Below are 15,534 nucleotides of genomic sequence, written 5' to 3'. Positions count from 1 at the left end.
GGGACGCGAATCGATAGTCGCGGCGTTTGACTCTGCGTGTTTCCGCCGCTCGATCCTCTCTTCAGGGAGCGTCATGGAATTCGAAGTCGTCGGCAACACCGACTACGGACGCCTGGAAGTCACGCTGGCTCCTGGCGAATCGATCCTGGCCGAGGCCGGCGCGATGAGCTGGATGGCCAGCGGCCTCCAGATGCAAAGCCGATTGATCGGCGGCCTGCTCCAGGCCGCGATCCGCCGGGTCGTCGGCGGCGAGTCGCTCTTCGTCGGAGAGTACTCAGCCTACGGCGAGCGAGGCGCCGTCGCCTTCGCGCCCTCGGAGCCCGGCTCGGTTCTGCACCGTCGGCTCAAAGGGGACTCGTTCATCCTGACCGCCGGGTCGTTCCTCGCCTGCACGCCGGGCGTTCAACTTCAGACGCGCTTCGGCGGTTTGAAGGCGTTCTTCTCGGGTGAAGGAGCGTTCTTCCTGGAATGCTCCGGCATGGGCGACCTCTTCTTCAACGCTTACGGCGGGGTGATCGAGCGTCAGGTCGACGGAGCCCTCGTGGTCGATACCGGCCACCTCGTCGCCTGGGAGCCGTCGCTCTCTTACACGGTCGGCGGCATGGGGGGGCTGAAACAGACCTTCTTCTCGGGAGAGGGTCTGGTCCTTCGTCTCGAAGGCCGCGGCAAGGTGTTTCTCCAGACGCGGACGGTCCCCAGCCTCGCGGGCTGGATCATGCCCTTCCTCCCCTCCTGACCCTGACCCTGCCCCGGAGTTCCGATGCAGATCGAGATCCCCGACCAGGGAGGCTTCGCGTCGGCCCTGGTTCATCTGAAGCCCGGCGAGTCGTTCGTGTCGGAAGCAGGCGCGATGTACGTCGCCTCGGACAACGTCGACATCGACGTGACGACCCGCGCACGCAGTTCGGGCGGAATCCTCGGCGGCCTGAAGCGGTTGCTCGCCTCCGAGAGCTTCTTCCTTTCGACCTACCGAACGACCGACGGCCGGCCAGGGCACGTCGGCCTGGCGCCCGTCCAGATGGGCGACGTCCTCCGCGTCGACATGGACGGCTCCGTCCCCTGGCTCTGCGCCGGGGGAAGCTACCTGGGCTCGGCCTCGACGATCGACGTCGATTCCCAGTTCCAGGGCTTCAAGGGCTTCTTCACGGGCGAGTCGCTCTCGTTCGTCCGGCTCACCGGCGCGGGGCCGTTCCTGGTCTCGGCGTTTGGAAGGATCGTGGAGGTCGAGGTCGAGGGCGGATTGACGGTCGACACCGGGCATGTCGTCGCCTATGAGGAAACTCTGAGCTACTCGCCGGGGAAGCTCGGCGGGTCATGGCTCCAGTCTTTTCTGGCCGGCGAAGGGGTCGTGCTCCACTTCACCGGACGCGGTCGACTGCTCGTCCAGTCGCACAACTCGGACTCGTTCGGCCGTCGGGTCGGCTCAATGCTGTCGCCTCGTTCGTAAGGGGACTTCGATGGATTACGAGATCACCTGCGAGCCGACCTACAGCGTTCTGGAGATCGACCTGAAGCCGGGCGAGTCCGTCGTCGCCGAGTCCGGCGCGATGGCCTGGATGACGCCCAACCTCCGCGTTGAGACCTCCACCCGGGGCGGCCTGATGGCGGGCCTCAAGCGGAAAGTCATGGGCGGCGAGAGCCTCTTCCAGAACACCTACACCGCCGATCACGGCCCCGGTCGCGTGGCCTTCGCCCCTGGATCGGCCGGCGACGTCGTCGCCTACGAGCTTCGCGGGGAGCTGCTCCTGGAGCGAGGCGCCTACCTGGCTTCTTCCCCGGGCGTTCGGCTCGACACGCGCTGGCAGGGGCTCAAGGGGATGTTCAGCGAGGGCCTGTTCACGCTGCATGCCTCGGGAACCGGCCTGCTCTTCTTCGGCGCCTACGGCGCGGTCTACGAGATCGACGTCGACGGCGAGTACATCGTCGACAGCGGCTTCGCGGTGGCCTGGGAGCCTTCGCTCCAGTATCGTGTGACTCGGGCCCGCCGTGTGCGTTCCTTCCTGTTCTCGGATCAACTCTTGATCCGGTTCTCAGGACGAGGACGCCTCTGGGTCCAGTCGAGAAGCCCGCAGGCCTTCGCGAACTGGGTCCACCCCTTCCGACCCGTCAAGCAGAAGAACGACGACTGACCCAACCTCCCCACGGACGAGAATCACGATGCCGGCACGAATCGCACTCCTCCTCTCCGGACTGCTCCTCGGCCTTCAGGCGGACGCTCAGGAGGCCGCCGGCCGGCGGGTGCTCGGCGCGGATCGAGGTCGGCTGTCCATCGTCGACGGCCAGGGGAAAGTCGAGTGGGAGATGCCGATCAAAGGCCAGGTCCATGATCTCCAGGTGCTCCCCGACGGCAACATCCTGACTCACACCGGCGCGGCGACCGTCGTCGAGCTCAACCCCGCGAAGGAGATCGTCTGGAGCTACACCTCCAGGCCAAAGCCCGGCTACGACGGCCCAATCGAGGTCCACGCCGTCCAGCGGCTCGACGACGGACTGACGATGATCGCCGAGAGCGGCAACAAGCGGATCATCGAGGTGAACCGTTCGGGGGAGATCGTCCACTCGCTCGACCTGAAGGTTCAGAAGCCGAATTCCCACCGCGACACGCGGTTGGTTCGCAAGCTCCCCAACGGCCACTACCTGGTCTGCCAGGAACTCGACGGCGCGGTCAACGAGTACGCCCCCGACGGCTCGATCGTCTGGTCGTACAAGCTTGATCTCGACGGCCGCCCCGCAACCTCCGGCCACGGCGGACACGGCGCCGAGGTCTTCGGCGCCCTCCGACTCGCCAGCGGCAACACGCTGATCGCCACAGGCAACGGCAACCGCGTCATCGAGGTCGACCCCGCCGGCAAGGTCGTCTGGAGCGTCGGCCAGAACGAACTGCCGGGCATCCGTCTGCAATGGGTCACGTCGCTGGCCGTCCGACCGAACGGGAACATCGTCTTCGGCAACACCCACGCCGGCCCCGAGAACCCGCAGCTCATCGAGGTCACGCGCGACAAGAAGGTCGTCTGGACACTGAAGGACTTCAAAACCTTCGGCAACGACCTGGCCGCGGCAGTCGTCCTGGATGCGCCGACGGCGTCAAAGTGAAGTCGGCTTCGGATGCTCTTCGCTCGACTCAATCAGCAGCCGTAAGTGCTCCTTTGCGCACGGGTGCCATGGCCACGCTTGTGTCACGCGTCGTCAAGCTTTCCCGGGGGACCCGCCAGTTGGTTTGCCGCGAGAGACGTCGGAATCAATTGCCCGGCTTCCGGGGATGACCGAGAGGGTGGTCCGGGCGGCTCGCCCGGACGTCTTCGATCCACGGCTAGCGACGTCCGGGCGAGCCGCCCGGACCACCCGGTTTCTCGATTTTGACGCTCGGATCTCAGATGCCAAGGAGAGAGCCACTCTCTTCGGGCTTCATCGCGGCAAACCACCCGACGTACTCGCCGGCATAACTTGACGTCGCGTGACACTTGCGTGGCCATGCGATCGCCGTCGCTCTTGCAACTCTCCCACGCCGGTTCATGGCCACGCAAGCGTGGCCACGGCACCCAGGGCGACCGGCACATGCGGATTTGTCGGCCGAAGCGGCGCGTGAAAAGTCTCGGCAATCGGAATCATCTCGCTCGTCGTGCGGATCGTCCCTCCTAGGTGACATCCCCGCCGCAATGACCGAGGAGACTCCCGCCATGGCCGCTACCGAGGCTCAGATCCGCGCCAATCGCGCGAACGCGCAGAAATCGACCGGGCCGAAGTCCGACGCCGGCAAGGCGCGGGCTCGGATGAACGCTTTGAAGCATGGGATGCGGTCGAAGAACGGGCCGGTCCTGCCGCACGAGGACCCGGCCGAGTTGGAGGCTCGCGTCAATCTCTGGGTCGAGGATTGGGAGCCGCAGAACGCCATCGAACGGGAGTTGGTCGAGAGGGCGGCGAAGGCTTCGTGGGCGCTGGAGCGGGCGGAGCGGTATGAGGCGGCGCTGCTGGCGAGGCGGGTGCGGAGGGCGATGCTGACGTCGCGGGCGAAGGGGGCGGCGAAGGTCGCCGCGCTGGGGCAGAGGCTGTTCGCGATCGTCGGCAGCTTCGCCTCCGGCAAGGCGGCCCCGCCGTCGGACGACGAACCGGCGGCGATCGTCGCGACGCTGGAGGACTCGCCCGAGGGCGTGCGCTGGATGCTCGACCGCTGGGCAGAGATCCGCACCTTGATCGACGACGGTCATTTGTTCACATATTCAGATAAATACAAATTCGTCAGGCTGCTGGGAAAGCAGGCGGGCGACGCCGTCGATGACCCGGCCTTGAACGCGATCTTCCTGGCCTGGGAGGAGTTGGAGGAGGACGGCGGCGTCGGATTTTGGAAGCGGTTGCGGCGGGACTCGCCGTTCCACGACCCGACCTACAGCCAGTGGCAGCACTGGCGCGAGTTGGCCCCTCCGCCGGCCGACGAGGACGAGGCGCGGGCGACGTTGCGAGCGGTCGTCGACGGCGAAACCGACCGCCTGAGCGAGCGGTTGGCCGAGTTGGAGGAGGTTGAGGGGGACGACGCTCTGGAGCGAGCGGAAGCGGCCTCGTTCCTGCCCGGCGTCGAGGGTGAGCGGCTGCGGCGATACCAGTCGGCGCGGGCGCGCGAGTTGTTTCGGGCGGTGCAGACGCTGACGAAGATGCGGAAGGACGCGGCGAAGCATGATCATAAAACGTCTTCCCCCCTGGAGGGGGAAGACAGATCGCGGAGCGATCAGATGAGGGGGACGACCGCCGTCGCGAACACGTCCGATCCGACGGACTCCCCGAACGCGAAGCCGGTCGTCCCCCTCATCCGGCCCTGCGGGCCACCTTCCCCCTCCAGGGGGGAAGGCCGTCGTGGATCAGACTCGCCCGAAACAGCCGGGGCGACCGCGAAGCGTCGCGACTTTCATACGGCACGTTTCGCCGCTTCCCAAAAGGCGACGAACGAACCCAACGCCGCCGCGATTGAAGCGTCGGTTGAACATGAAGTTACGTCGATAATCGCCGTTCCGTCGCCGCGCAAACGAACCCGCCCCAGAACGGCGGTCTGAGGCGGGGGAATCGCTCTTTGACAATTCGGTCGATCAGGGGTCGAACGGCAAGCGCGTTGGGCTGGCCGTTCGTGAGGGAAGGCTCACCCCGCAATCGGCGCCGGTCGGGTCGGTGCGGAGGGGGCGTCGCGGAAGTAGGCGATGACCCCTTCGAGGATCTGGTCGAGCGATTTTTTCGGCTGGTAGCCGATCAGGGCGTGGATCTTGGCGATGTCGGGGACGCGCCGGGGCATGTCCTCGAAGCCGTCGCCGTAGGCCTGTTCGTAGGGGATGTGGACGATTTCGGAGGACGACCCGGTCAGTTTCAGGACGCGCTCGGCAAGTTGCCGGATCGTCACCTCCTCGTTCGAGCCGACGTTGTAGACCTCGCCGACCGCGCCGGGGTGGTCCATCAGGCCGACGAGAGCGGCGACGACGTCGGAGACGTCGGTGAAGCATCGCGACTGGTCGCCGTCGCCGTGGATCGTGATCGGTCGATCGGTGAGCGCCTGTTTGACGAACGTCGGTACGACCATGCCGTACTGGCCCGTCTGGCGGGGGCCGACCGTGTTGAACAGGCGGACCAGGATCGTCGGCAGCTTGCGCTCGCGCCAGTAGGCCAGGGCGAGAAACTCGTCGATCGCCTTGGAGCAGGCGTAACTCCAACGCCCCTTGCTGGTGGCGCCCAGAACGAGATTCCCGTCCTCGCGAAACGGGACGGCCTCGCTCAGGCCGTAAACTTCCGAGGTCGAGGCGACGAGCACCTTCTTCTTCTTCTTATTCGCCGCCGCCAGGACGACTTCGGTCCCATGAACGTTCGTCTCGATCGTTCGGACGGGGCTCTCGACGATCAGGCGAACGCCGACCGCGGCGGCCAGGTGAAAGACGACGTCGCACTGGTCCACCAGTTCCGCCACGGTGGGGCCGTGGTGTACGCTCTCGATCGTGTAGTGGAAGTTCGGGCGCTCGCGCAGGTGGCGGATGTTGTCGATGCTCCCGGTCGACAGGTCGTCGAGGATGAACACCTCGTCGCCCCGAGCCAGGTAGGCGTCGGCCAGATGCGAGCCGATGAATCCGGCCCCCCCGGTAATGAGCACGCGCATGGAACCTCCGCCCCCGTTCGCACCGACTGCGCGGCCCCGCCCCAATCGCGGTCGCCGCGTCCCAATTCCAGCGTATCGCCCACCGGCCGTCGACGGAACGGGCCCGACGGCGGAAATCCACGGCGCGGCTGTCTCAAGCGAGCCGGGCTTGAACATATTCCCAACGTGGCGCATGCTCCCCAGTCGTTGCGCTGACCGTCGGCGACCGTCCGGCGCGGCATGAACACCTGCACCAGGAGCCCGGTCGATGGCTGACGCGGCGGACGCGAACGTTTTCCAGGACCAGTCGACGCGTCCGAACGGCCTTACGGCCATCCGCGGGCTGCTGACGACCCAGTTCCTGGGCGCCTTCAACGACAACGCCTGGAAACAGCTGGTCGTCCTTCTGGGGCTCGCCGCGGCGGCGACCGAGAGCGAAGGCCAGCGCAGCATGGCGATCGCCCAGATCGTCCTGATGACGCCGCTGCTCCTCGTCTCTCCGTCGGCCGGCGTCCTGGCCGATCGAGTCGGCAAGCAATCGATCATCGTCTGGATGAAGATCGCTGAACTCGCGCTGATGGTCCTCGGCACGCTCGTCGTGCTGATCCATCCGACCGGTGGCTGGCCCGCACTGATGGTCCTTGGGCTCCTGGGGGTCCAATCCGCCCTGTACAGCCCGGCGAAATACGGAATTCTCCCCGAGATCGTGCCGCACGAGCAGCTCTCACGCGGCAACGGCCTGATGGAGATGCTGACGAACGTCGCGATCATCGCCGGGACGGTCGCCGCGGCTCCTCTCTTCCAGTACACCAAAGGACGCCCATGGCTCGCGGCCCTTCCTCTGGCGGTTCTGTCGGCGATCGGTCTGGTCGCCGCCCTGCGGATCCCAGCAAGGCCGGCGGCACGATCGGCGGGGGGACTGGCCGAGACCCTGAAAATGGCGTTCGACGCCATGCGGGCCGATCGCGTGCTCCGGCTGGCCGTAGTCGGCCAGGTGATCGTCTGGAGCATCGCCAGCTTGATCCCGGCGCCCGTGCTTCCCTACGCAAAGCTCGTCCTCGGACTCGATGAATCCCACGCGACGATGCCCCTGGCGGCGCTCGGGATCGGAATCGGGATCGGTTGCTACCTGGCTGGGAGACTTTCGGGCTCGCAGGTTGAGTACGGGCTGCTGCCGCTCGGAGCGTTGGGGATGGCGGCTTCGGCGATCACGTTCGCGGCCTGGGGGCCGCAGCTTAATGGGACGATTCTGCTGATGGGGCTTCTGGGCTTCTTCGCCGGGTTCCTCCTCGTTCCGCTGAACGCCCTGATCCAGTGGCGGTCACCCGCGGATCGTCGAGGTGCCGTGATCGCGACCACCAATACCCTGGTCTACGCCGGGATGCTGGGCGGCTCGCTGCTGGCGCTGGGGCTGGCAGCCGCGGGGCTTTCCGGGCGGGCGGTCTTCCTGCTCATCGGCATCGGTCTCGCGGGCGGCTTCTTCTGGGCGTTCTCGCTGGTCCCGGAGGCCTTCTTCCGGTTCCTGCTGCTGAGCATGGCCGGGACGACGTACCGCGTGAAGTTCGTCGGCCTTGAGAACATTCCCCAGAAGGGGCAAGCGCTGCTCGTCCCGAATCACGTCTCGTTTGCCGACGGCCTCTTCCTGATGATGCTCTCGGATCGGCCGGTGCGGTTCGTCGTCTACGCGGAGTACTTCGACAAGCCGATCATCGGCCGCCTGTTGAAGACGATGCGGGCGATCCCGATCTCGGGCTCGCGGGGGCCGAGGATGATCCTGCAAGCGTTCCGAGAAGCTGGCCGGGCGCTGGACGCGGGGGAACTCGTTTGCATCTTCCCCGAGGGGCAGTTGACTCGCACCGGCCTCATCGGCCCGTTCCAGCGAGGGCTGTTGCGCATCGTCAAGAACCGGACGACGCCGATCATCCCGATCCACCTGGACCGGCTTCAGGAGAGTATCTTCGCACCGATCAGCGGCAGGAGGATTCCCGACCGCATCCCCTTCCCGGTGACCGTCTCCGTCGGCGCGCCGATGCCCTCCACAGCCTCGCTGTTCGACATCCGCCAGGCGATCCGCCAGCTCGACTACGACGCCTGGGAATTCCGCAAGGTCGACTGCCGTCCTCTGCACCACGGCTTCGTCCGACAGGTCCGTCGACATCCCTTCCGCGGGGCCCTGATGGACCTGCAACGGCCGTCGTTGTCGTACATCAAGGCACTCGCCGCCGCGCTCGCATTCGGCAAGCGGATCCAGCCGCGGTGGGAGGGGCAGGAGAACGTCGGTGTGCTGCTGCCGGCGAGCATCGGTTCCGCCGTGATCAACCTGGCGGCGTCCTTCGCGGGCAAGGGGGTCGTGAATCTGAATTTCACGGCGGGGCGAGCGGGTATGGAGTCGGCCGCGCGACAGTCGGGGCTCAAGACTCTGATCACCAGCAAGCGATTCCTGGATAAGGGAAAGCTGGAAGCGCCCGAAGGCGTTGATTTGATCTTCGCCGAGGACGAGATGGCCGGAATCACCCGAGGCGACCGGCTTCGGGCGCTGGCGGTCGCCTTGTTCGCACCGATCAGTCGAATGGAGCGTTATGCAGGAGCGAGGCGACCCGTCGAGTTGAGCGACATCGCGACGATCATCTTCAGCAGCGGCAGCACGGGCGACCCCAAGGGCGTGCCGCTGACGCACTACAACATCGTTTCGGACATCGAATCGACCAGGCGGACGTACCGCATCCTGCCCCACGATCGGCTGGCGATGATCCTGCCGATGTTCCATGCCTTCGGGTACTCGATGTTCTGGTTCGGGAAAACGACCGGCATGGGCTCGGCCTTCCACCCCTCGCCGTTGGAGGCCGTGGCGGTGGGACAACTTGTGGAGAAGTTCCGCGTCACCGTCCTCATGGCGACGCCCACGTTTCTGCAGCTTTACCTTCGTCGCGTGCCGCCATCGCAGTTCGGATCGTTGCGACTGGTGCTCGCCGGCGCGGAGCGGCTCCCCAACTCGCTGGCGGCGGCCGTCGAGGACGGCTTCGGAATCCGGCCGATGGAAGGGTACGGCGTCACGGAGTGTTCGCCGTTCGTCGCCGTGAACACGTTCGACTACCGAGCCCCCGGGTTCTTCCAGCCGGGATGCCGGCGCGGAACCGTCGGCCAGCCGATCCCCGGCGTGGCGGTCAAAGTCGTATCCCCGACGACTTATGAGACCCAGGGGGCCAATCAAGAAGGGCTCGTCCTCGTGAAGGGCCCGAACGTGATGTCGGGATATCTCGGCAGGCCGGATCTCACCGAGAAGGCGTTCATCGACGGCTGGTACAACACGGGCGACCAGGGAATGCTCAGCGAAGACGGGTTCCTGAAGATCACGGGAAGGCTCTCGCGGTTCTCCAAGATCGGCGGCGAGATGGTGCCTCACGGCCGCGTCGAGGAGGCTCTCCACGAAGCGGTCGGATCGCAGACCCAGCAGTTCGCCGTCACCGCCCTGGGCGACGCGAAGAAGGGCGAGAAACTCGTCGTGCTGACGACGCTCGACGACGCCAAGGTCGATGAGGCCCTCAAGCGGCTCTCCCAGATGGGCCTCCCGAACCTCTTCATCCCGCGTCGAGAGAACATGGTGAAGGTCGATGAAATCCCCATGCTCGGAAGTGGAAAGCTCGACCTTCGCGCCGTCCAGAAGGTCGCCGAGGAGGCCCTGGCCGCAAAGGTTCCGACGGCGTCGCAAGCATAGGCACACGCACTCGAGAAGCGCCAATCAAAGTTCGTGAAAATGCGGTGACAGGGGGAGCGGCCCCTTGCTCCGGCCCCTGCGCAGAGTAACAAATGCTAACAAGCGTCAAATCTATCGACGACGTCGTCGTCGAGTCTCGTGCATCACATCGAATCGTCAGCGCACCTGGATCGACATCGGGAGCTAACGAACATGAGCATCGTCGACCTGATCAAGAGCCAACTGACCAGCGAGGTCCTGGACAAGCTGAGCGGCGTGATCGGAGAGTCGTCGGAGAAGACGCGGACGGCGACCAACGCCGCAATCCCGTCGGTCCTCGCGATGATCGCGAACTCCGCCCTGAGCGGCAAGGGCCTCGACGGACTGCTGGGCGCCCTGAGGGACTTTGAGGGAACCGATCCCGTCGCCACGCTGAAGACCCCGGGGGCGACTCCAACACCTCCCTCCGGCGGCGACATTCTGGGTTCGCTTTTGGGCCCGAACCTCTCGACCCTGCTCAACATTCTGTCGAAATTCGTGGGCATCGGATTGCCGGCGATCAAGACCCTGCTGAGCTACGTCGGCCCCTTGATCCTCAGCGTCCTGGCCGCCCAGCTCAAGGGGAAGGGCGGTCTCACACCGGCCAACCTGACGAGCCTACTGACGGCCGAAAAGCCCAACATCACCAAGGCCATTCCCGCCGGCCTGTCGCTCGCCGACCTGACCTCCCCGCCCTCCTCGACGCCGACGACGAAACACGTGACGACGACCAAGGTCGAGGAACCCGCCCTGCCCGGCTGGCTGCTCCCCTTGCTGGCGCTCGGCCTGATCGCCGCGGGCCTATATTTCTTCATGAAGCCGGCGGAAGAGCCGGTCGCGCCCGCCCCTGCTCCTGCGCCAGCGGCGGCCACCACACCGTCGGCCGAAGCCCCCAAGCCGCTCACTCCTGTGGAAATCGCTCCGGCCGAGCCCAAGCTCGCGATCCCGACGGTCGACGCGGTGTCGAAGGGGCTGACCGAAGTTTATACGGGCGTCACCAACGCGCTCGCCCTCGTCAAGGACGTGCCGACCGCTGAGGCCGAGGCTCCCAAACTCACCGCCCTGAGCACGGAACTCGATACGGTCAAGGCCCTGTGGGACAAGATTCCCGCCGAAGCCAAGGCGACAGTCGCCAAGGTGACCGTCGATCACCTCGACACCCTCAAGGGCGTCGTCGCCAAGGTGCTGGAGATCCCCGGCGTGGGCGAGAAGCTGAAGCCGATCCTCGACGCGATCATCGCGAAGCTTGTCGGATTCTCTGTCTGAGCTTCGATCTTCGCGGCGACTCGACGCCGGCCCGCCGTTCCTCCTTCGGGGGATCGGCGGGCCCCGGCTTTTTGGTAGAATCGCCGATCATGCACGACAAGTACAAACGACAGTTTCGAAACGGCCCCGCCACCTCTCGACTGCGACAACAGATCGCGCTTGAGGCCGCCCGGCGCATGCTCGACGCCTTTAACGTGGGCCGAGATGATCCGATCCCGCTCGACCAGCTCCAGACCGCCTCGGAGGCCGACTATTACGCCGCCAAACGCAAGGCGGCAGCAGTTTTGGGCCATCGCGTCCGCCCCGGCGACCTCCCCTCGGACGACGAGGTTCGCGATCAACTCGTCTTCCTCCAGAAACAGCGGTCCGACGAGGAAGAAGAGGAAACCGAGTCGGAGGACGAGAACGACGAACCCCCGCCCGCGGCCTCGCTCGCTGAGTCGATCGATCGCTTCGCCGTCTATCGCTTGAGACTCGGCCCTCTCGAGTCGGTCAAGCAGGATCCCGCCAAGCATCCCGAGGGAGACGCCCTCTACCACAGCCTGCAGGTCTTCCAACTCGCCCGCGAAGCCCACCCCTACGACGAGGAGTTCCTTCTGGCCGCTCTGCTTCACGACGTGGGCAAGGCGATCGATCCCAAGGACCACGTCGCAGCAGCCGTCGACGGTCTCCGCGGCGCAGTGACCGAGCGCACCCTCTGGTTGATCGCTCACCACATGGACCTCCTTCCCGACCGCCGCCGCGCTCTGGGGGCGAAGCAGCGTCGAGAGATTGACGAGTCCGAGTACGCCGATGACCTGAAACTTCTCCGCGAATGCGACGACGCCGGTCGCGCGACCGGCGTCGACGTCGTAACGCTGGAAGAAGCCCTCGAATACATCCAAGGGCTGGAAGGCGAGGAGTACCTCGACGCCTGAAGGCCGCGCTAACCGAGTCGACGGCGGGTTGCGACCGGCGTCGTCGGGGATAGAATGGAAGTCCTTCGAGCGTCAGTAACTGGGATGAGGAGCCGGGTCGTGCGCGTCGGCTATTTCGACTGTTTCAGTGGTGTTTCGGGCGACATGACGCTCGGAGCGCTGGTCGACGCCGGGGTCGACGGCCGGGCGATCGTCCAGGCCGTCAAGAGCCTGGAACTGCCCGGCGAACTGTCATTCGAGACCGTGCGTCGCGGAGGCTTCCGAGCCACCTACGCCCGTGTCGAGACGCCTCGTGAACACGCCCATCGCCACTGGCGGCAAATCGAGTCGATCATCGACAAGGCCTCGCTGACGGCCTCTCAGAAAGAACTGGCACGCAGCATCTTCCTGAAGCTGGGCGAAGCGGAGGCGCGAGTCCACGGCGTCGACCTTGCGAAGATCCACTTCCACGAGGTCGGCGCGGTCGATTCGATCATCGACATCGTCGGCTCAGCCGTCGGTCTGGATCTTCTGGGCGTCGACCGCTTTGAATGCAGCGCGGTTCCTCCGGGTCGCGGGTGGATCAAGGCCGAACATGGCCGGATGCCCCTCCCCGCGCCGGCGACGGCCGAGATCCTCAAGGGAGTTCCCCTGGCCGACTCGCCGATCGAGATGGAGATGACCACCCCGACAGGCGCCGCGATCGTGACCACCATCGCTGAACGGTTCGGCCCCCTCCCCCCGCTGACCGTCGAGTCGATCGGGCTGGGCGCGGGGACCCGAGAAGTCGCCGGCCAGGCGAACATCCTGCGGCTGTTCGTCGGCGTCCTGGCTGATTCGCCCAATGCGGACCGGGTCTTCATGCTGGAGACGAACCTCGACGACCTGCCCGGCGAGGTTGTCGGATACACGACGATCAAACTGATGGAAGCCGGCGCGCTCGACGTTTTCACCACGCCGATTCAGATGAAGAAGAACCGACCGGGCGTGATGGTCAGCGTACTCTGCGACGAGACCAAGATCCCCGCGATGGAGGAGATCCTCTTCCGTGAGACGACCACGCTGGGAGTCCGTCGGTTCCCAGTCAGTCGTCATAAACTGAATCGCAAGGCCGTCGAGGTCGAGACGGAGTTCGGCGTCGTCCGTGGGAAACTCGGCTGGCTGGATAACCGGCCGCCGACCTTCAGCGCCGAGTACGACGACTGCGCTCGAATCGCCTCCGAGCACGGCGTCCCGCTTCGCCAGGTCTTCGACGCGGCCCACGCGGCCTACGCTCGGAGGACGACCGAAGCGGCTCTCTCGCCCCCCCACACGACGCCCCAGGACCACGAGCACCCTCACGCTCATTGACCGGACGGCGGGAAGGACCGGTTGAACATGTCGGAGTCATACTTCTGGGTCGCTACGTGCCTGGGAAGCCTGCTGGCGCTGGTGGTTCTCTCCGCCGGCACGGGTCTGTACCTCGTCCGGAGAATGGACGGCCTGGTTCGCGCCCAGGAGGCGACCGAGCAGCGTTTGGTGCAACTCGCCTATGAATTGCGACGGCTGGAACACGATGCGTCGGTCAACTCGCGCAAGGGGCCGGCTGTGATCGACGACCTGATCTCCGTCCCCGACCTGACGGCGGCGGAATCCCCTGACGACGCGGCCAACCTGGCCGAGAAGCACGGCGACGTTTGGGCGCTCATCCAGGCTGGTCGCTCGCCCCAGGAGATCGCCCGCGAGACCGGCCGACCGATCGGACAGATCGAGGTGATCGCTGGACTCTACCGACAGCATCAGGCTTCTCGGACGCAGGGACGCCATGACTCTCCCTGACTCCACTTCGAACGGGCTGGAACCCTCCGCTTCCCGATGCCTGGAACGCACGCGGTCCGTCGTCCTCAACGTCATGATCGTCGACGGCCTCGCCATCGCGGCGACAGGATTGCTCCTGAGACGCTGGGAGGGGATCGAGACGGACCTCGATCGGGGGTTGCTCAAGAAGGTGTTGCTCGGAGGGCTGTTCGGACTCTTCGCCTTCGCGATGTTGGTCCTCAGGCAGCTTGGGGGGCGACGGCGGCTCGAGCCCCCCACGACGCGAGCACGGCGGTATTTCACTTCCCGAGTGGGGACGGCGGTCCTTGGCTGGTGCGCTCTGCCATTGGGGCTCGCCTATGGAATACTCATCGACCCAAGCCTGGGAGGCGTCGCTCCATTCTGGCTGGGGGCGATGGTCCTGGGGCGGCTCGCCCTGCCGAGAGCCATCGACCTGGAAGGCTTCGACGAGCCGATGAATGATGAGGCGGAGGTCCCTCGATGACCCGCGTTGAGACGTATATCCTTTACGCCTACGCGGCGATCATCCTGATCTGGCCCCTCCGCTGGATCGCCCTGAAGATCATTCTCGGCCAGGACCGCCCCCTGACGCCCGACTCGCCGCGACTTGCGAGTGCGGCCCATCCCCTCGTCTCCGCGATCATCCCGGCGAAGGACGAGGAGGCGATGCTCGACGAGTGCCTATCGGCCGTTCGAGCCCAGGAGTATCCCGACCTGGAGATCCTGATCGTCGACGACCGCAGTCAAGATCGGACGTTGGAGATCGCGCGTCGCCACGAGGCGGCGGATCCGCGCATACGCGTCCTCCAGAACGATCGGCTGCCGCCGGGGTGGACGGGGAAGACGTACGTTCTGCATCGACATTCAGCGTCGGCCCGCGGCGAATGGCTCTGGTTCCTGGACGCCGACGTGAAGCCCGAGCCAGGCTTTCTGAACGTGATGCTCGAATACGCCCGGTCGAACAACGCAGCGCTGGTGAGCGTCCTCCCGGAGCTGCGTTGCGAGACGTTCTGGGAGCAGGTCGTCCAGCCGCTGGCGGGGATCGTCCTGATGACGTCGTTCCCCCCCCGCAAGATCAACGACGACGCCTGTCCGCTGGCCTTCGCCAACGGGCAGTCGATCCTCGTCACCCGAGCCGCCTACGACGCGGCCGGCGGTCATCGCGCGGTTCGTGATCGGTTCGTCGAGGACATCGGCATGGCCCAGAAGGTCAAGGGCCTGGGAATGCCGATTCGATTGGGGATCACCAAGGGGCTGATCTCGTGCCGGATGTACGCCTCGCTGGGGCAACTCGTCCGGGGATGGAGTCGGATCTTCTTCGACGCGCTCGACCGAAAACCCTGGCGGCTCCTCCTGAAACTCCTGGACCCGCTCGTCTTCTGCCAGAGCGGCCACGTCGTCCTGCTCGTGGCCATGGGAATGCTGGGGAGCGGTCGGGGGGGCGTTTTCGCGTGGTGGCTGCTGGGTCTGTCGTTGGCTCACCACGCCTTGATGTACGCGGTGTTCCGCCTGGTCTACGACGTCTCGGTGCCTGATTCGAAATACGTGGCCACGTTCCCTCTGGGAAACCTCATCACCGACTACATCCTGATCCGCGCGATCTGGATGTGCTTCACCGGAAAGGTCGCGTGGCGCGGCACGAGCTACGACGCTTCGATCTCCCAGACCGGAGATCGGGAAGCCGACGAGGCCGCCGCCGGGGTTTGAGGGACTTTCCC

Annotated in this window: 13 protein-coding genes; 12 read left to right on the top strand and 1 reads right to left on the bottom strand. The window is 65.8% G+C overall.

Annotated features, from left to right (window positions below; translation table 11 throughout):
• Positions 1 to 73: 73 nt before the first annotated feature.
• The 5 genes from G5C50_RS20470 to G5C50_RS20450 all read left to right on the top strand — a co-directional run bounded on the left by G5C50_RS20470 (position 74) and on the right by G5C50_RS20450 (position 5,042).
• Complete coding sequence (locus G5C50_RS20470) at positions 74 to 736, top strand: TIGR00266 family protein (protein WP_165072406.1); 663 nt, start codon at positions 74 to 76, stop codon at positions 734 to 736.
• A 24-nt stretch (positions 737 to 760) separates the two neighbouring features.
• Positions 761 to 1,447, top strand: a complete 687-nt coding sequence (locus G5C50_RS20465) for a TIGR00266 family protein (protein ID WP_165072404.1) — start codon at positions 761 to 763, stop codon at positions 1,445 to 1,447.
• A gap of 10 nt (positions 1,448 to 1,457) precedes the next feature.
• Positions 1,458 to 2,129, top strand: coding sequence for a TIGR00266 family protein (locus G5C50_RS20460; protein ID WP_165072403.1), 672 nt, complete (start codon positions 1,458 to 1,460; stop codon positions 2,127 to 2,129).
• Between the two features lie 28 nt (positions 2,130 to 2,157).
• Positions 2,158 to 3,093, top strand: coding sequence for a beta-propeller domain-containing protein (locus tag G5C50_RS20455; RefSeq protein ID WP_165072401.1), 936 nt, complete (start codon positions 2,158 to 2,160; stop codon positions 3,091 to 3,093).
• A 584-nt stretch (positions 3,094 to 3,677) separates the two neighbouring features.
• Positions 3,678 to 5,042, top strand: a complete 1,365-nt coding sequence (locus G5C50_RS20450; RefSeq protein ID WP_165072399.1) for a hypothetical protein — start codon at positions 3,678 to 3,680, stop codon at positions 5,040 to 5,042.
• An 83-nt stretch (positions 5,043 to 5,125) separates the two neighbouring features.
• Here G5C50_RS20450 and G5C50_RS20445 read toward each other — a convergent pair whose 3' ends face one another.
• On the bottom strand, positions 5,126 to 6,124 hold the full coding sequence (locus G5C50_RS20445) for a GDP-mannose 4,6-dehydratase (protein WP_165072397.1): 999 nt from the start codon (positions 6,122 to 6,124) through the stop codon (positions 5,126 to 5,128).
• A gap of 247 nt (positions 6,125 to 6,371) precedes the next feature.
• Here G5C50_RS20445 and G5C50_RS20440 point away from each other — a divergent pair, with 247 nt between their 5' ends.
• From G5C50_RS20440 to G5C50_RS20410, 7 genes are all read left to right on the top strand, one after another.
• Complete coding sequence (locus tag G5C50_RS20440) at positions 6,372 to 9,818, top strand: MFS transporter (RefSeq protein WP_206107778.1); 3,447 nt, start codon at positions 6,372 to 6,374, stop codon at positions 9,816 to 9,818.
• 192 nt (positions 9,819 to 10,010) lie between these two features.
• On the top strand, positions 10,011 to 11,102 hold the full coding sequence (locus tag G5C50_RS20435; RefSeq protein ID WP_165072395.1) for a DUF937 domain-containing protein: 1,092 nt from the start codon (positions 10,011 to 10,013) through the stop codon (positions 11,100 to 11,102).
• Between the two features lie 89 nt (positions 11,103 to 11,191).
• Positions 11,192 to 12,019, top strand: a complete 828-nt coding sequence (locus G5C50_RS20430) for an HD domain-containing protein (RefSeq protein ID WP_165072393.1) — start codon at positions 11,192 to 11,194, stop codon at positions 12,017 to 12,019.
• A 99-nt stretch (positions 12,020 to 12,118) separates the two neighbouring features.
• On the top strand, positions 12,119 to 13,348 hold the full coding sequence (larC, locus tag G5C50_RS20425) for a nickel pincer cofactor biosynthesis protein LarC (protein ID WP_165072391.1): 1,230 nt from the start codon (positions 12,119 to 12,121) through the stop codon (positions 13,346 to 13,348).
• A 27-nt stretch (positions 13,349 to 13,375) separates the two neighbouring features.
• Positions 13,376 to 13,816: a hypothetical protein gene (locus tag G5C50_RS20420; RefSeq protein WP_165072388.1), complete on the top strand. Its 441-nt coding sequence runs from the start codon at positions 13,376 to 13,378 to the stop codon at positions 13,814 to 13,816.
• Positions 13,803 to 14,300, top strand: coding sequence for a hypothetical protein (locus G5C50_RS20415; RefSeq protein WP_165072386.1), 498 nt, complete (start codon positions 13,803 to 13,805; stop codon positions 14,298 to 14,300). Before G5C50_RS20420 ends, G5C50_RS20415 begins: the two co-directional genes overlap by 14 nt.
• Positions 14,297 to 15,523, top strand: coding sequence for a glycosyltransferase (locus G5C50_RS20410; RefSeq protein ID WP_165072384.1), 1,227 nt, complete (start codon positions 14,297 to 14,299; stop codon positions 15,521 to 15,523). Before G5C50_RS20415 ends, G5C50_RS20410 begins: the two co-directional genes overlap by 4 nt.
• Positions 15,524 to 15,534: the final 11 nt, after the last annotated feature.

This window comes from Paludisphaera rhizosphaerae (assembly GCF_011065895.1).
Classification (GTDB): Bacteria; Planctomycetota; Planctomycetia; order Isosphaerales; family Isosphaeraceae; genus Paludisphaera; species Paludisphaera rhizosphaerae.
This window is presented reverse-complemented; position numbering and strand designations above follow the sequence as displayed.

Bases quoted from the DNA above. Each gene is read 5' to 3' on its own strand.
- G5C50_RS20450 (WP_165072399.1), top strand. From the start codon at position 3,678: ATGGCCGCTACCGAGGCTCAGATCCGCGCCAATCGCGCGAACGCGCAG.
- G5C50_RS20440 (WP_206107778.1), top strand. From the start codon at position 6,372: ATGGCTGACGCGGCGGACGCGAACGTTTTCCAGGACCAGTCGACGCGT.
- G5C50_RS20415 (WP_165072386.1), top strand. From the start codon at position 13,803: ATGACTCTCCCTGACTCCACTTCGAACGGGCTGGAACCCTCCGCTTCC.
- G5C50_RS20445 (WP_165072397.1), bottom strand. From the start codon at position 6,124: ATGCGCGTGCTCATTACCGGGGGGGCCGGATTCATCGGCTCGCATCTG.
- G5C50_RS20435 (WP_165072395.1), top strand. From the start codon at position 10,011: ATGAGCATCGTCGACCTGATCAAGAGCCAACTGACCAGCGAGGTCCTG.
- G5C50_RS20410 (WP_165072384.1), top strand. From the start codon at position 14,297: ATGACCCGCGTTGAGACGTATATCCTTTACGCCTACGCGGCGATCATC.
- G5C50_RS20470 (WP_165072406.1), top strand. From the start codon at position 74: ATGGAATTCGAAGTCGTCGGCAACACCGACTACGGACGCCTGGAAGTC.
- G5C50_RS20420 (WP_165072388.1), top strand. From the start codon at position 13,376: ATGTCGGAGTCATACTTCTGGGTCGCTACGTGCCTGGGAAGCCTGCTG.
- G5C50_RS20460 (WP_165072403.1), top strand. From the start codon at position 1,458: ATGGATTACGAGATCACCTGCGAGCCGACCTACAGCGTTCTGGAGATC.
- G5C50_RS20430 (WP_165072393.1), top strand. From the start codon at position 11,192: ATGCACGACAAGTACAAACGACAGTTTCGAAACGGCCCCGCCACCTCT.
- G5C50_RS20465 (WP_165072404.1), top strand. From the start codon at position 761: ATGCAGATCGAGATCCCCGACCAGGGAGGCTTCGCGTCGGCCCTGGTT.
- G5C50_RS20455 (WP_165072401.1), top strand. From the start codon at position 2,158: ATGCCGGCACGAATCGCACTCCTCCTCTCCGGACTGCTCCTCGGCCTT.